Source organism: Micromonospora sp. NPDC093243 (assembly GCF_044753725.1).
GTDB lineage: Bacteria > Actinomycetota > Actinomycetes > Mycobacteriales > Micromonosporaceae > Micromonospora.
In genome coordinates this window covers 931,297-943,864 of the sequence record NZ_JBIVNT010000001.1, presented here as the reverse complement: position 1 = coordinate 943,864, position 12,568 = coordinate 931,297, and the positions used below count along the sequence as shown (strand labels likewise).

The 12,568-nt window shown below is 73.9% G+C and carries 12 protein-coding genes; all 12 read left to right on the top strand.

Annotated elements, in window-relative coordinates; all coding sequences use genetic code 11:
- Positions 1–15 precede the first annotated feature (15 nt).
- The 12 genes from rpmI (at position 16) to ACIP9D_RS04220 (ending at position 12,562) form a co-directional block, all read left to right on the top strand.
- On the top strand, positions 16–210 hold the full coding sequence (rpmI, locus tag ACIP9D_RS04275; protein ID WP_007458415.1) for a 50S ribosomal protein L35: 195 nt from the start codon (positions 16–18) through the stop codon (positions 208–210).
- Positions 211–241: 31 nt separating this feature from the next.
- Complete coding sequence (gene rplT / locus ACIP9D_RS04270; RefSeq protein WP_030335718.1) at positions 242–634, top strand: 50S ribosomal protein L20; 393 nt, start codon at positions 242–244, stop codon at positions 632–634.
- A gap of 28 nt (positions 635–662) precedes the next feature.
- Positions 663–1,514 carry an RNA methyltransferase gene (locus ACIP9D_RS04265; protein ID WP_350870920.1) on the top strand — a complete coding sequence of 284 codons (852 nt, stop codon included), beginning with the start codon at positions 663–665 and terminating at the stop codon, positions 1,512–1,514.
- A gap of 219 nt (positions 1,515–1,733) precedes the next feature.
- The gene (gene pheS, locus ACIP9D_RS04260; protein WP_350870917.1) at positions 1,734–2,804 is read left to right on the top strand and encodes a phenylalanine--tRNA ligase subunit alpha; all 1,071 of its coding nucleotides are present in this window, start codon (positions 1,734–1,736) and stop codon (positions 2,802–2,804) included.
- 39 nt (positions 2,805–2,843) lie between these two features.
- On the top strand, positions 2,844–5,390 hold the full coding sequence (gene pheT, locus ACIP9D_RS04255; RefSeq protein WP_350870915.1) for a phenylalanine--tRNA ligase subunit beta: 2,547 nt from the start codon (positions 2,844–2,846) through the stop codon (positions 5,388–5,390).
- A gap of 161 nt (positions 5,391–5,551) precedes the next feature.
- On the top strand, positions 5,552–6,553 hold the full coding sequence (argC, locus tag ACIP9D_RS04250; RefSeq protein WP_350870913.1) for an N-acetyl-gamma-glutamyl-phosphate reductase: 1,002 nt from the start codon (positions 5,552–5,554) through the stop codon (positions 6,551–6,553).
- Entirely contained in the window at positions 6,550–7,722 is a 1,173-nt protein-coding gene (gene argJ / locus ACIP9D_RS04245) for a bifunctional glutamate N-acetyltransferase/amino-acid acetyltransferase ArgJ (RefSeq protein WP_350870911.1), read from the top strand. The genes argC and argJ overlap by 4 nt, the downstream gene beginning before the upstream one ends.
- Positions 7,719–8,606, top strand: a complete 888-nt coding sequence (gene argB / locus ACIP9D_RS04240) for an acetylglutamate kinase (RefSeq protein WP_350870909.1) — start codon at positions 7,719–7,721, stop codon at positions 8,604–8,606. The genes argJ and argB overlap by 4 nt, the downstream gene beginning before the upstream one ends.
- A complete protein-coding gene (locus tag ACIP9D_RS04235) occupies positions 8,603–9,880 on the top strand; it encodes an acetylornithine transaminase (protein WP_350870906.1) in 1,278 nt (425 codons plus the stop codon). Before argB ends, ACIP9D_RS04235 begins: the two co-directional genes overlap by 4 nt.
- Positions 9,877–10,848, top strand: coding sequence for an ornithine carbamoyltransferase (argF, locus tag ACIP9D_RS04230; protein ID WP_350870904.1), 972 nt, complete (start codon positions 9,877–9,879; stop codon positions 10,846–10,848). The genes ACIP9D_RS04235 and argF overlap by 4 nt, the downstream gene beginning before the upstream one ends.
- A complete protein-coding gene (locus tag ACIP9D_RS04225; protein WP_350870902.1) occupies positions 10,845–11,360 on the top strand; it encodes an arginine repressor in 516 nt (171 codons plus the stop codon). Before argF ends, ACIP9D_RS04225 begins: the two co-directional genes overlap by 4 nt.
- Positions 11,357–12,562, top strand: coding sequence for an argininosuccinate synthase (locus tag ACIP9D_RS04220; protein WP_350870900.1), 1,206 nt, complete (start codon positions 11,357–11,359; stop codon positions 12,560–12,562). Before ACIP9D_RS04225 ends, ACIP9D_RS04220 begins: the two co-directional genes overlap by 4 nt.
- The last annotated feature ends 6 nt before the right edge of the window (positions 12,563–12,568 follow it).

The following is a 12,568-nucleotide window of genomic DNA, read 5'->3' as shown; positions in this document are numbered from 1 at the left end:
GAGAAGACGTTCCACATGCCGAAGATGAAGAGCCACACGGGTATGGGTAAGCGGGTCAAGGTGACCGGCAAGGGCAAGATCGTTGCCCAGCAGGCCGGCCTCCGGCACAACCTGGAGAAGAAGCCATCCACCCAGACCCGGCGGCTGACCGGCACGGTCGTGCTGGCCAAGGCCGATGTCAAGCGCATCAAGAAGCTGCTCGGCCGCTGACGCGCGCCACCCGACGTAAGAAGGAGTTGAGATGGCACGCGTCAAGCGGGCTGTGAACGCCCAGAAGAAGCGCCGTACCCTGCTGGAGACCGCGAGCGGCTACCGCGGTCAGCGCTCCCGGCTGTACCGCAAGGCCAAGGAGCAGGTGCTGCACTCGATGCAGTACGCCTACCGGGACCGTCGCGACCGCAAGGGCGACTTCCGGCAGCTCTGGATCCAGCGGATCAACGCGGGCGCCCGCGCCAACGGGATGACCTACAACCGCCTGATCCAGGGTCTGCGGCTGGCCGGCATCGAGGTCGACCGGAAGATCCTGGCCGACCTGGCCGTCAACGACGCCGCCGCGTTCGCGGCGATCGTCGAGCTGGCCCGGGCCGCGGTCGCGGCCGAGGGCACCGGCGGCGCGGCGGCCCAGGCCGCCTGATCCCCTGCGGCTGACCGAGGCGTCCCCCATGTCGTCACCGACCCCTGGGGGGCGCCTCGCTGGTGCCCGAGGGAACGCCACCGTGCTCTTCACCCCGCGTACGCCCCGGGTGGTCGCCGCCCGCCGGCTGCACCGCCGCCGCGACCGTGACACCACCGGCCGCTTCCTCGCCGAGGGCCCGCAGGCCGTCCGCGAGGCCCTCGCCCGCCCCGGCGTGGTCACCGAGCTGTTCGGTACGCCGACCGCGCTGGACCGCCACGCCGAACTGGCCGCGCTGGCCGCCGGCGGTGGCGTACCGGTCTCCGAGGTGACCGACGACGCGCTGGCCGCCCTCGCCGAGACCGTCGCCCCGCAGGGCCTGGTCGCCGTCTGCCGGCACCTCGACGTGCCGCTGGCGCAGGCCCTCGCAGGCGCGCCCCGGCTGGTCGCGGTGCTCGCCGAGATCCGCGACCCGGGCAACGCCGGCACCGTGCTGCGCACCGCCGACGCGGCGGGCGCCGGTGCGGTGGTCTTCGCCGGCGACGCCGTCGACCCCTACAACGGCAAGTGCGTGCGAGCCTCCGCCGGCAGCCTCTTCCACGTCGACGTGGTGCGCGCCGCCGACCCGGTCCAGGCGGTCGACGCGCTGCGCGCCGCCGGACTCTCGATCCTCGCCACCACCGGCTACGGCGAGGCGGACCTCGACGACCTCGCCGACGCCGGCCGACTCGCCTCGCCGACCGCCTGGCTCTTCGGCTCCGAGGCGCACGGGCTGCCGCCGGCGCTGACCGAGGCCGCCGACGCCCGGGTCCGGGTGCCGCTGCACGGGCGCGCGGAGAGCCTCAACCTGGCTGCGGCCGCCGCGGTCTGCCTGTACGCTTCAGCCAGAGCACAGCGATGACCACCACTGGGTCACGCGCACGGCACAGCAGGGGAGAAGTAGTCGTCGATGAACGCGCCACGGCGTTCGTTTAGCCAGCCCGCCGGTGTCGGCGGGCGGCGGGCCTGACTCGCTCCCTGCACAACTCCCACCGGCGGGCTGCGGCACAGCCGCGCGTCCGTAGACTCGCTTCGCCGTCCCGCGAGGGCCGGCGCCGCCGTGAGGGAGTGCCCGTACGCCATGAGCTACCGCAACGATCCGTACGATCCGAAGCAGGTCGCCCTGCTCGACCCGGCCGCCCTGGCCGAGGCCGTCGCCGACGCCGAGAAGGCGTTCGCCGCCGCCGGTGACCCGGACGCGCTGACCGCGCTACGCCCGTCCCACCTCGGTGACCGGGCGCCGATCTCACTGGCCCGCCGGGAGATCGGCGCGCTGCCGCCGGCGGCCAAGTCCGAGGCCGGCAAACGGGTCAACGAGGCCCGCCGGGCGATCGAGGCCGGCTACGCCGCCCGCGCCGAGGTGTTGGAGCGCGAACACGCCGAGCGGATGCTGGTGGCCGAGCGGGTCGACGTGACGCTGCCGCACGAGCGCCGCCCGCGTGGCGCCCGGCACCCGCTGGCCACGGTGATGGAGCAGGTGAGCGACCTCTTCGTCGGGATGGGCTACGAGGTGGCCGAGGGCCCCGAGGTCGAGCTGGAGTGGGTCAACTTCGACGCGCTCAACATTCCCGCCGACCACCCCTCGCGGGGACTGATGGACACCTTCTACGTCGCGCCCGCGGACGGCTCCGGCCTGGTGCTGCGCACGCACACCTCGAACGTGCAGACCCGCACCATGCTCAGCCGCAAGCCGCCGATCTACGTGATCTGCCCCGGCCGGGTCTACCGCACCGACGAGGTGGACGCCACCCACAGCCCGGTCTTCCACCAGGCGGAGGGTCTGGTGGTGGACAAGGGCATCACCATGGCGCACCTGCGCGGCACGCTGGACCACTTCGCCCGGGCCATCTTCGGCCCGGACGCGAAGACCCGCTGGCGGCCGCACTACTTCCCGTTCACCGAGCCGTCGGCCGAGTTCGACGTCTGGTTCCCGGAGCACCGTGACGGTCCCCAGTGGGTCGAGTGGGGTGGCTGCGGGATGGTGAACCCCCGGGTGCTGCGCGCCTGCGGCATCGACCCGGAGGTCTACTCCGGCTTCGCCTTCGGCATGGGCATCGACCGGACGCTGATGGTCCAGCACGGAATCAGCGACATCCGCCATCTCTTCGAGGGCGACGTCCGGTTCAGCCGGGCGCTCGGGACCGAGGCGTAGACGATGCGGGTACGAGTTACGGAGACGGTGGTCTGAGTCATGCGAGTTTCTGTCAGCTGGCTGCGGGAGTACGTCGACCTCCCCGCCGACCTGCCCACCGGTGACCTGGAGCAGGCCCTGGTCGACCTCGGCATCGAGGTCGATTCCGCGGTGGACCTGCGGGAGACCGTCACCGGGTCGCTGGTGGTCGGTGAGGTGCTGGAGATCGAGGAGCTCACCGGCTTCAAGAAGCCGATCCGGTTCTGCCGGGTGGATGTGGGCGCCGCCAACGGCACCGGCGAACCGCAGGAGATCGTCTGCGGGGCGCGTAACTTCGCCGTCGGCGACCGGGTGGTGGTCATCCTCCCTGGCGGAGTGCTGCCCGGCGGCTTCGCCATCGGCGCCCGCAAGACCTACGGCCACAACTCCAACGGCATGATCTGCTCGGCCAAGGAGCTGGGCCTCGGTGACGACCACTCCGGCATCATCGTGCTGCCCGCCCAGACGCCGGCGAAGCCGGGCGACGACGCGCGCCCGGTCGTCGGCCTCGACGACGTCGTGCTGGAGCTGGAGATCACCCCCGACCGGGGGTACGCGCTGAGCCTGCGCGGCCTGGCCCGGGAGCTGTCGCACGCGCTCGGTGTGCCGTTCCGCGACCCGGGCCTGGCGCCCGCGCCGGGCGGTACCCCGCAGCCGGCGTACCCGGTGCAGGTGCGCGACACGGTCGGCTGCGACCGGTTCGCCGCCCGGATGGTCCGGGGCGTCGACCCGGCCGCGCCCACGCCCGGCTGGATGCAGCGGCGGCTGACCACCGCCGGCGTCCGGAGCATCTCGCTGCCGGTCGACATCACCAACTACGTGATGCTCGAACTGGGCCAGCCGATGCACGCGTTCGACGCCGACCGCATCGCCGGGCCTCTCGTCGTCCGCCGGGCCGAGGCAGGGGAGAAGCTGACCACCCTGGACGGCGTCGAGCGGGTGCTCGCGCCGGAGGACATGGTGATCTGCGACGAGACCGGCCCCATCTCGCTGGCGGCGGTGATGGGCGGCCAGACCAGCGAGGTCGTCGCCGACACCACCAACGTGCTCTTCGAGGCCGCGCACTGGGACCAGGTGATGGTCGGGCGCACCGCCCGCCGGCACAAGCTGTTCAGCGAGGCGGCGAAGCGCTGGGAGCGGGGCGTCGACCCGGCCCTGGCGTTGGTCGCCCTGGAGCGGGCGGTGCGGCTGCTCACCGAGTACGGCGGTGGCGTCGTGGGCGACGAGATCCTGGACATCGACCACGTCCGGCCGCGTACCCCGGTGACCCTGCCGGTGGACCTGCCGACCCGACGGATCGGGGTCGACTACCCGCCGGCGCGGGTGGTCGCCCTGCTGGAGCAGGTCGGCTGCACCGTGGCCCAGGGCGCGGACCGGCTGGCCGAGGATCCGGGCGCCGTCGGCGCCGCCACCGGGGGCGGGCTGGCGCTGAGCGTCACCCCGCCGAGCTGGCGGCCCGACCTGACCGACCCGGCCGACCTGGTCGAGGAGGTGGTCCGCCTCGACGGCTACGACCGGGTGCCGTCGGTGCTGCCGCTGGCGCCGGCCGGCCGTGGGCTGACCTGGCAGCAGCGTCGGCGCCGGGCGGTCGCCCGGTCGTTGGCCGAGCACGGGTACGTCGAGGTGCTGGCCCACCCGTTCGTCTCGCCCGAGCTGCCCGACCTGCTCGGCCTGCCCCAGCAGGACCCGCGTCGGCAGGCGGTGCGGCTGGCCAACCCGCTCTCCGACGAGGAGCCGCTGCTGCGCACCACGCTGCTCGGCCCGCTGCTCGGGACCCTCAAGCGCAACCTCGGTCGGGGCCACCGCGACGTGGCGCTCTACGAGATCGGAGCGGTCTTCCACCCGCGCCCCGGCGCGGGTAGTCCGCCCGCGATGGGGGTGGACCGGCGTCCGACCGATGCCGAGTTCGCCGCCGCCGACGCGGTCGTGCCCGACCAGCCCCGGCACGTCGCCGCGGTGCTGACCGGCGAGGTCGAGCTCTCCGGTTGGTGGGGCCCGGGCCGGGTGGCCGGCTGGGCGGACGCGGTCGAGGCCGGTCGCACGGTGCTCGCCGCCGCCGGCATCCCGGCGGACCGGGTCGAGGTCCGGGCCGCCGAGTACGCGCCGTGGCACCCGGGCCGCTGCGCCGAGCTGCTGGTCGACGGCACCGTCGTCGGGCACGCGGGCGAGCTGCACCCGACGGCCGTCGCGGCGCTGGAGCTGCCCCGGCGGACCAGCGCCATGGAGCTGAACCTCGATCTGGTGCCGGCGCCGCCGGTGCTGCCCGCGCCGACTGTCTCCGGCTTCCCGCCGGCGCTGATCGACGTGGCGCTGGTTCTCGACGCGACGGTGCCCGCGGCCGAGGTGCAGCGCGCCCTCACCGAGGGTGCCGGCGAGCTGCTGGAGGATGTGCGGCTCTTCGACGTGTACGCCTCGGAGCAGCTCGGCGCCGGGCGCAGGTCGCTGGCGTACAAGCTCACCTTCCGGGCACCGGACCGGACGTTGACCGTGGAGGAGGCGGTGGCCGCCCGGGACGCGGCGGTCGCCGTGGCCGCCGAGCGTTTCGGCGCCACCCTGCGCGGCGCCTGACACGGATCAACGGGCCCCGGCTGTCAGCTGACAGCCGGGGCCCGTTCGCGTCCCGGTCAGGTGACGCAAGCCATTTCTCATCTTCATGCAATCCCCTGCATTAACTTGCGGATGGAGATCATCGCTGCTAGCCTTCGGTGCATAGTCATGCGGAGGTGAGTATGGGGATCCGAGTCGCGGTCGCCGGTGCCAGCGGTTACGCCGGCGGCGAGCTGCTCCGCCTGATCGCCGGGCACCCGGAGTTCGAGCTGGTCGCCGCCACCGCACACAGCCAGGCCGGGCACCGCGTCGACGTCGTACACCCGCAGCTCACCGGGCTGGACCTGGTGCTCGGCGCGACCGGACCGGAGACCCTGGCCGAGGCGGACCTGGTCTTCCTCGCCCTGCCGCACGGCGAGTCGGCGGCGCTCGCCGCCCAGCTGCCGGCCGATGTCCGGATCGTGGACCTCGGCGCCGACCACCGGCTGGCCAACCCCTACGACTGGGCGCAGTACTACGGCGGTACCCACGCCGGGCAGTGGACCTACGGCCTGCCGGAGCTGCCCGGGCAGCGGGAGCTGATCGCCGGCTCCACCCGGGTGGCCAACACCGGCTGCTACGCCGCCACGATCACCCTGGCGCTCGCCCCGCTGATCGCGGCCGGCGCGGCCGAGCCGGCCGACGTGGTCGTGGTCGCCGCCTCCGGCACCTCCGGGGCCGGCCGGGCCGCCAAGGCGCACCTGCTGGCCAGCGAGGTCATGGGGGACCTGTCGCCCTACCGGGTCGGCACCCACCAGCACGTGCCGGAGATCAAGCAGGCGACCGGGGCGACCAGCCTCTCCTTCACCCCGGTCCTCGCGCCGATGCCGCGCGGCATCCTGGCCACGGTGACCGCGGCGCCGGCCCGCGGCGTGGACCCGCAGGCGGTGCTCGCCGAGGCGTACGCGGACTCGCCGTTCGTGCACGTGCTGCCCGAGGGGCGCTGGCCGCACACCGCCGCCACGCTCGGCTCCAACTCCTGCCACCTGCAGGCCACCGTCGACGTCGACTCCCGCCGGATGATCGTGCTGAGCGCGCTGGACAACCTCGGCAAGGGCGCGGCCGGCCAGGCCGTGCAGAACGCCAACCTGATGTTCGGCCTGCCGGAGACCACCGGCCTGTCGGTCTGGGGGGTCACCCCGTGACCGTCACCGCCCCTCGGGGTTTCCGGGCGGCCGGGGTGGCCGCCGGACTCAAGCCCAGCGGCGCGGCCGACGTGGCCGTGGTGCTCAACGACGGCCCGGACGCGGGCGTCGCCGCGGTCTTCACCGCCAACCGGGTGAAGGCCGCGCCGGTGCTCTGGACCCAGCAGGTGGTCCACGGCGGCGTGGTCCGGGCCGTGGTGCTCAACTCGGGCGGCGCGAACGCCTGCACCGGCCCGGCCGGCTTCCAGGACACCCACGCCACCGCCGAGCACGCCGCCGCCACGCTCACCGCGGCCAGCCCCCGGCTGATCCTGGGCGCCGGGGAGGTCGCCGTCTGCTCCACCGGCCTGATCGGCGAGCGGCTGCCGATGCCCGCGCTGCTCTCCGGGGTGCGCACCGCCGTTCGTGGGCTGGCCCGCGACGGTGGGCTCTCCGCCGCCGAGGCGATCATGACCACGGACACCCGCTCGAAGACCACCGTCGTGGCCGGCAGCGGCTGGTCCGTCGGGGGCATGGCCAAGGGCGCCGGCATGCTGGCGCCGGCCATGGCCACCATGCTCTGCGTGCTGACCACCGACGCGGTGGCCGGGCCGGAGGAGTTGGACGCCGCGCTGCGCGAGGCGTGCCGGGTCACCTTCGACCGGATCGATTCCGACGGCTGCATGTCCACCAACGACACGGTGCTGCTGCTGTCCAGCGGCGCCTCCGGCATCACGCCCGACCGGGCGGAGCTGACCGCCGCGGTCACCGCCGCCGCCCACGACCTGGCCCAGCAGCTGATCGCCGACGCCGAGGGCGCCACCAAGCAGATCGCCATCGACGTGGTCGACGCGGCGAGCGAGGACGACGCGGTCGAGGTGGGCCGGGCGGTCGCCCGCAACAACCTGGTCAAGACCGCGCTGTTCGGCAACGACCCGAACTGGGGGCGGATTCTCGCCGCGGTCGGCACCACCGCCGCCGCGTTCGAGCCGGACGCCGTCGACGTCGCGGTCAACGGGGTGTGGGTGTGCCGGGCCGGCGCGGCCGCCGAGGACCGGTCGAAGGTCGACCTGACCGGGCGGGACGTGACCATCCGGATCGACCTGCACGCCGGCGCCGCCGCGGCCACCGTCTGGACCAACGACCTCTCCCACGCGTACGTGCACGAGAACTCGGCCTACTCGTCATGACCCTCTCCGCCGACCTCACCCGCTCCCAGGCCAAGGCCGCCACGCTGATCGAGGCGCTGCCCTGGCTGGCCCGCTTCTCCGGCTCGACCGTGGTGGTCAAGTACGGCGGCAACGCCATGGTCGACCCCGAGCTGCAGCGGGCCTTCGCCGCCGACATGGTCTTCCTGCGCTACGCCGGCCTGAAGCCGGTCGTCGTGCACGGCGGCGGGCCGCAGATCTCGGCCATGCTCGGCCGGCTCGGCATCGCCAGCGAGTTCCGCGGCGGCCTTCGGGTGACCACCCCCGAGGCGATGGACGTGGTCCGGATGGTGCTGGTCGGCCAGGTGGGCCGGGAGCTGGTCGGGCTGATCAACGCGCACGGCCCGTTCGCGGTCGGCCTCTCCGGCGAGGACGCCGGGCTGTTCACCGCGGTACGCCGGCCGGCGTACGTCGACGGCGAGCCGGTCGACGTCGGCCAGGTCGGCGACGTCGAGTCGGTCGACATCTCGGCCGTCACCGACCTGATCGACGCCGGCCGGATCCCGGTGATCTCGACCGTCGCGCCGGACGTCGACGGGGTGCTGCACAACCTCAACGCCGACACCGCGGCCGCCGCGCTCGCGATCGCGTTGCGGGCCCGCAAGCTGGTGGTGCTCACCGACGTCGCCGGGCTCTACGCCGACTGGCCGGACGCCGCCAGCCTGATCTCCGAGATCAGCGCCGACGACCTGGCGAAGCTGCTGCCCTCCCTGGAGTCGGGGATGGTGCCGAAGATGGAGGCCTGCCTGCGGGCGGTGCGCGGGGGCGTGCCCGCCGCGCACGTCGTCGACGGCCGGGTCGCCCACTCCACGCTGCTCGAGGTCTTCACCACGGAAGGATTCGGAACGATGGTGATGGAGTCATGAGCAGTCTGGTGCAGCGCTGGGGCCAGGCCATGATGGACAACTACGGCACGCCGCCGCTGGCGCTGGTCGCCGGCTCGGGCGCCGTCGTGGTCGACGACACCGGCCGGGAGTACGTCGACCTGGTGGGCGGCATCGCGGTGAACGCCCTGGGCCACGCCCACCCGGCCGTGGTCGCCGCCGTCTCCAAGCAGGTCGCCACCCTCGGCCACGTCTCCAACCTCTTCGTCGCCGAGCCGCCGGTCGCCCTGGCCGAGCTGCTGCTGGCGCTGGCCGGCCGGCCGGGCCGGATCTTCTTCGCCAACTCCGGGGCGGAGGCGAACGAGGCGGCGTTCAAGCTCTCCCGGCGTACCGGCCGCACCCACGTGGTCGCCACCCGGGGCGGTTTCCACGGCCGGACCATGGGCGCGCTCGCGCTCACCGGTCAGCCGGCCAAGGCCGACCCGTTCCGTCCGCTGCCCGGCGAGGTCACCCACGTCGACTACGGCGACGTGGCCGCGCTGGAGGCGGCGGTCAGCGACGCCACCGCCATGGTCATCCTGGAGCCGATCCAGGGCGAGAGCGGCGTGGTCGTACCGCCCGCCGGCTACCTGGCCGCGGCCCGGCGGATCACCGCGCGGCACGGCGCGCTGCTGGTGCTCGACGAGGTGCAGACCGGCGTCGGGCGGACCGGGCACTGGTTCGCCCACCAGGCCGAGGGCGTCGAGCCGGACGTGATCACCCTGGCCAAGGGGCTCGGCGGCGGGCTGCCGCTCGGCGCCACGCTGGCCTTCGGTCGGGCCGCCGACCTGCTCACCCCGGGCTCGCACGGCACGACCTTCGGTGGCAACCCGATCAGCTGCGCCGCAGCCCTGGCCGTGGTGGCGACCATCGCCAACGAGGGGCTGCTCGACCACGTCAAGCGGGTCGGCGAGCGGCTGCGCCGGGGGATCGATGCGCTGGGCCACCCGCTGGTCGCCGAGGTACGCGGCGCAGGGCTGCTGCTCGGCGTGGTCCTGACCGAGCCGGTCGCCCCGGCGCTCGGGGAGGCGCTGCGCGCGGCGGGCTTCCTGGTCAACCCGGTGCAGCCGGGCGTGCTCCGGCTCGCTCCGCCGCTGATCCTCACCGCCGAGCAGGTCGACGCCTTCCTGGCCGCGCTGCCCGCCGCGCTCGACGCCACCGCGCCGGCCTCCGCCAAGGCGTCCGCGCCGGATCCAGGCGGGCTGGGGCCGACGTCGCCCAGGATCTCGACGCCGATCCAGCCGACCCAGCCCACCACGACGGAGACGAACGCATGATCCGGCACTTCCTGCGGGACGACGACCTCAGCCCGGCCGAGCAGTCGGCCGTGCTCGACCTGGCCGCCCGGATGAAGGCCGACCGGTTCGGCTACCAGCCCCTCGCCGGGCCGCGTTCGGTGGCGGTGCTCTTCGACAAGCAGAGCCTGCGCACCCGGATCTCCTTCGACGCCGGCATCGCCGAGCTGGGCGGGCACCCGCTCGTGGTGGACACCCAGGTCACCCACTTCGGCCGGGGCGAGACCCTCGCCGACGCCGGACGGGTGCTGTCCCGCTACGTCGCCGCGATCGTGCTGCGCACGCACGGCGACGACCGGATCGCCGAGGTCGCCGGGGGCGCCACCGTGCCGGTCGTCAACGCGCTCACCGACGGCTTCCACCCCTGCCAGCTCCTGGCCGACCTGCTCACCATCCGGGAGCGGTGCGGCGGCACCGCCGGGCGCACCCTCGCCTACCTCGGCGACGCCGCCAACAACATGTCCCACTCCTACCTGTTGGCCGGGGTGACCGCCGGGATGCACGTACGGGTGGCCGGGCCGGCCGGCTTCGCCCCCGATGCCGCGGTGGTGTCCCGGGCCACCGAGATCGCCGCCGGCACCGGCGGTTCGGTGAGCGTGCTGACCGACCCGGCCGAAGCGGTCAAGGGCGCCGACGTGATCGCCACCGACACCTGGACCTCGATGGGCCAGGAGGCCGACGGCCTGGACCGGATCACCCCGTTCCTGCCCTACCAGGTCAACGCCGAGCTGCTCGCGCAAGCCGCGCCGGGCGCGATCGTGCTGCACTGCCTGCCCGCACACCGCGGCGAGGAGATCACCGACGAGGTGCTCGACGGCCCGCGCAGCGCGGTCTTCGACCAGGCGGAGAATCGGCTGCACGCCCAGAAGGCGCTGCTCACGTTCCTGCTCGGGGAAGCGAACCCGGACGCGGCGGCGCCGGACGCCACCGTGACCAGGGAGATCCGATGACCACCCCGCTGACCCGCGCCGCCCGGCACGCCCGCATCGTCGAGCTGATCCGGGACAAGGCGATCCGCTCGCAGACCGAACTGGCCGACCTGCTCGCCGGCGACGGCGTCGGAGTCACCCAGGCCACCCTGTCGCGGGACCTGGAGGAGTTGGGCGCGGTCAAGGCCCGCGGCGGCGACGGGCGGGCCGTCTACCTGATCCCCGAGGACGGCCACCGGCCGCTGCGCGACGCCGAGGCGGCCCCCGCCCGGCTGGTCCGGCTGCTGCACGAGCTGCTCAACGGGGTCGACTCCAGCGGCAACATCGCCGTACTGCGCACCCCGCCGGGCGCAGCCCACTACCTGGCCAGCGCGTTGGACCGAGCGGGCCTGCCCGAGGTCGTCGGCACCATTGCCGGCGACGACACCATCCTCGTCGTGGCCCGCGAGGCCGACGGCGGGGCCGCGCTCGGCGAGAAGCTCGCCGGCTGGGCCCGCCGCGAAGAGAACGTTGAAGGGAGCACCACACCATGACCGAGCGGGTCGTCCTGGCGTACTCCGGAGGGCTGGACACCTCCGTCGCCATTCCCTACCTGGCCGAGCAGACCGGCGCCGAGGTGATCGCTGTGGCGGTCGACGTCGGGCAGGGCGGCGAGGACCTCGACGCGATCCGGCAGCGCGCGCTCGACTGCGGCGCCGCCGAGTCCGAGGTGGTCGACGCGCGCGACGAGTTCGCCGCCGACTACTGCCTGCCGGCCATCCGGGCCAACGCCCTCTACATGGACCGCTATCCGCTGGTCTCCGCGCTGTCCCGGCCGCTGATCGTCAAGCACCTGGTCGCCGCGGCGCGCAAGCACGGCGGCACCATCGTCTCGCACGGCTGCACCGGCAAGGGCAACGACCAGGTCCGCTTCGAGGTCGGCCTGGCCGCCCTCGCCCCCGAGCTGAAGATCATCGCGCCGGCCCGGGACTACGCCTGGACCCGGGACAAGGCCATCGCCTTCGCCGAGGAGAAGGGCCTGCCGATCGACGTGTCGGCCAAGTCGCCGTACTCCATCGACCAGAACCTGTGGGGCCGCGCCGTCGAGACGGGCTTCCTGGAGGACATCTGGAACGGCCCGATCGAGGACCTCTACTCGTACACCTCCGACCCGGCCGAGCCGCGCGACGCCGACGAGGTCGTGATCACCTTCGACGGCGGTGTACCGGTCGCCGTCGACGGCGAGACGGTCACCCCGTACCAGGCGATCCTGGAGCTCAACCGGCGCGCCGGCGCCCAGGGCGTCGGCCGGCTCGACATGGTCGAGGACCGCCTCGTCGGCATCAAGAGCCGCGAGGTGTACGAGGCGCCCGGCGCGATCGCGCTGATCACCGCCCACCAGGAGCTGGAGGCGGTCACCGTCGAGCGGGACCTGGCCCGGTTCAAGAAGAGCGTCGACCAGCGCTGGGGCGAGCTGGTCTACGACGGCCTCTGGTTCTCGCCGCTGAAGGACTCGCTGGACGCGTTCATCGACGACGCCCAGCGGCACGTCTCCGGCGAGGTGCGGCTCACCCTGCACGGCGGCCGGGCCACCGTCACCGGCCGGCGCTCCGAGGCCAGCCTCTACGACTTCGGCATGGCGACCTACGACACCGGCGACACCTTCGACCAGTCGCTGGCCAAGGGCTTCGTCCAGCTGTGGGGCCTGCCGAGCAAGATGGCCGCCGCCCGGGACGCCCGGCTGGGTGGCTCCTGACCGTGG

Coding starts and splice junctions, on each gene's coding strand:
- rpmI (WP_007458415.1), top strand. CDS start 16: ATGCCGAAGATGAAGAGCCACACGGGTATGGGTAAGCGGGTCAAGGTG.
- rplT (WP_030335718.1), top strand. CDS start 242: ATGGCACGCGTCAAGCGGGCTGTGAACGCCCAGAAGAAGCGCCGTACC.
- ACIP9D_RS04265 (WP_350870920.1), top strand. CDS start 663: ATGTCGTCACCGACCCCTGGGGGGCGCCTCGCTGGTGCCCGAGGGAAC.
- pheS (WP_350870917.1), top strand. CDS start 1,734: ATGAGCTACCGCAACGATCCGTACGATCCGAAGCAGGTCGCCCTGCTC.
- pheT (WP_350870915.1), top strand. CDS start 2,844: ATGCGAGTTTCTGTCAGCTGGCTGCGGGAGTACGTCGACCTCCCCGCC.
- argC (WP_350870913.1), top strand. CDS start 5,552: ATGGGGATCCGAGTCGCGGTCGCCGGTGCCAGCGGTTACGCCGGCGGC.
- argB (WP_350870909.1), top strand. CDS start 7,719: ATGACCCTCTCCGCCGACCTCACCCGCTCCCAGGCCAAGGCCGCCACG.
- ACIP9D_RS04235 (WP_350870906.1), top strand. CDS start 8,603: ATGAGCAGTCTGGTGCAGCGCTGGGGCCAGGCCATGATGGACAACTAC.
- argF (WP_350870904.1), top strand. CDS start 9,877: ATGATCCGGCACTTCCTGCGGGACGACGACCTCAGCCCGGCCGAGCAG.
- ACIP9D_RS04225 (WP_350870902.1), top strand. CDS start 10,845: ATGACCACCCCGCTGACCCGCGCCGCCCGGCACGCCCGCATCGTCGAG.
- ACIP9D_RS04220 (WP_350870900.1), top strand. CDS start 11,357: ATGACCGAGCGGGTCGTCCTGGCGTACTCCGGAGGGCTGGACACCTCC.